1 protein-coding gene is annotated in these 2,310 nt (G+C 53.3%); it reads right to left on the bottom strand.

The window, feature by feature from the left end; all coding sequences use genetic code 11:
• Positions 1-1,516: 1,516 nt before the first annotated feature.
• Positions 1,517-2,310: polymorphic toxin type 44 domain-containing protein (locus tag JAV51_RS20090; RefSeq protein WP_231642776.1), on the bottom strand; the 794-nt coding region annotated here is incomplete at its 5' end.

The following is a 2,310-nucleotide window of genomic DNA, read 5'->3' as shown; positions in this document are numbered from 1 at the left end:
CTCCAACGTCTGCTCGCCGTCGACCGACATCCGCCGCACCGTGTTACCGGCCTCGTCATAGTCGAACTGCTCCAGCGTGGTGCTGCCGCTCGGGAACTGGCTGGTCACCGACTCCAAGGCATGCCCGACCCGCACCCTCGACAAGCAACGAGCCATGTGCTGGGTCAGTCGAGTAAATCGTGGCGCTGCTGCATCAGCTCCGCTGCCCCCCGCCCCCGCGGAAAATGACATAGACAACCGTCATGGCGCTCTCGTCCTCGCCAACCGCATCGTCGACTGGCGCCGATCTATCACAAGAATATGTTAAGATTTACCAGCACAGTACCGCAGACCAACCAATAGGCAAGCTTTCGATCTATTGGTCATCTCGTCTCGAACAGCGTAGAAAGATCGACTCCGATCATCGCTTCCGCTTCCGCCCTCACTTCGCGTGTAAATCTCGGCATCTATGTCATCCAGGGAGTGGAACTTACTCCACAAACCCGGCTGGTGAATCGACTTCACACGCCAACCTGAGTCAAACTCCACTATTCGCACAACGCCCACCTCTTTGAAGGACATTGATTCGAACTCAAAGTTGCCCCTCCTGCCGGAACCCGCGGACATCCGATCATGCAGACCTGAGGCTAATTCGGGAACAGGGAACAGTATCTCACTGTACAGCTCCTGTCCATCGTCCGATATTGGAATATCGGCCTCAACATGAACGAGAAGCTCACCGCGCGCCGACCATTCCGTATTTAAGATCAGCAGTAGTGATCTTGCCACGACGGATACGAACCATCCCGATAGGCCTCCCCAATGTCAATATAGGCTCGGAATGAATCTGCTCTGTCGCCGTTTGCGCGAACTATCACATTCGGGGACGTGAAGTCCAGCTAAAGTGACCATGCGGAACATATTCGCAGGCCATCACTTACTCGGGCTAGGAAGTGGAATCCAATCCGGCCACAACGAAGACTCCTCTCCCTGGCATTGGATCGCGCGAACCCCAAACCTGGGAACCGACTCCCCCCAATCGAATATCAATTGTGCATACAACGACAACTCCCCCCAAGTAAGCACAAACACCCCCAATGTCACACAAGCCAACCCAAACGCCCCCCGCCAGAAGAACGCATAGCGTTCCACTAGCCGGCGGATAAAGACAATAACCAACCAGGAGGCGATTACGTAAAATAATATTCGCAGCAGAGCCCAGTCGAGGGACACATAACTAACGACCACGCCAAGCTCAGCCGAACATGTGTTCAACCTGGGAGATACTAGAGCAAGCGCACCCAAGCTCCACACTATTCCGGCAATCAAAGAGACGCCGACGAGAATACACCCGTCAAGCCGCCACATCCCAACGGGGTGCCGCTTCCTTTCAGGAATCAAAACCATCCGCCACGACACATTACAAGGATTGCAAGCCCTTCAAAGGCAGTCCTCATGAAAAGTCACCTTCCGTTTTTTCCTATGAACTAGGTTAGCCCTCGAGTAGGAACATGAAAGCTACACTTTATATCCTTCTTCAACAACCCGACCTAGGAGTCGAGCACGTTAGCACTGCGCCAGTAGCCTTCAACTCATCGATATTATCCATAATAGCTCGGTGAACATGCTCTGGGCGAAGCTCTTCAGGACTGTACGATTCGCGGAGCTCAATACCCACCCGAACGGCCACATCGTCTGCAGGGGATGTGCGGGGCTCAGGGAGTGTAGAAATTAAATCGGCGATATCCGCACTCATCCTTAGATCCCAATCCTTGAATCCAGCTTCAGTTCCAACATAACCATAGTGCATATTCGACCAGAACTCATAAGTTATTCTATTCTCTCCATCCGGCATGGGGGTGAACACATTTCCGCGCTTCTCCATTCCCATAGAGTCCAGGATCATGGGTTTATGATCCCATTCCCCTCCAGGTCTGACCATCTCAGCCCATGCAAGGGTAGCCGGGACGCCGCAAACCGGCCAAATCCAGCATCCATTGTTTTCTTTTATCTTCTGTACGAGAGAATCTTGTGAATTGATAACCATTTCATCATACATATAGAAAAGAATTGAATCATACTCGACCGGATTGATGCGATGTGCATCACTCGCCCGCAGGCGAGAGGCACTCTGCGAACTCCCCCCACCCCCAGAAGAGTTGGGTGCGCCCATGCGACGTGCGCTTTGGGGCTGCGAGTATCCAGACCACTGGGGTCGCTGGAAATACCGTTTGGCGACCTTGACGGCACTCGAGACCACCTTCGTGAACCATTCGAGGAACAACCCCGACGGGTCCGAATAGGTGATCGGGCTGTTGTTCGAGTAGGTGT

It is taken from the genome of Saccharomonospora sp. NB11 (assembly GCF_015910535.1).
Classification (GTDB): domain Bacteria; phylum Actinomycetota; class Actinomycetes; order Mycobacteriales; family Pseudonocardiaceae; genus Saccharomonospora.
This window is presented reverse-complemented; position numbering and strand designations above follow the sequence as displayed.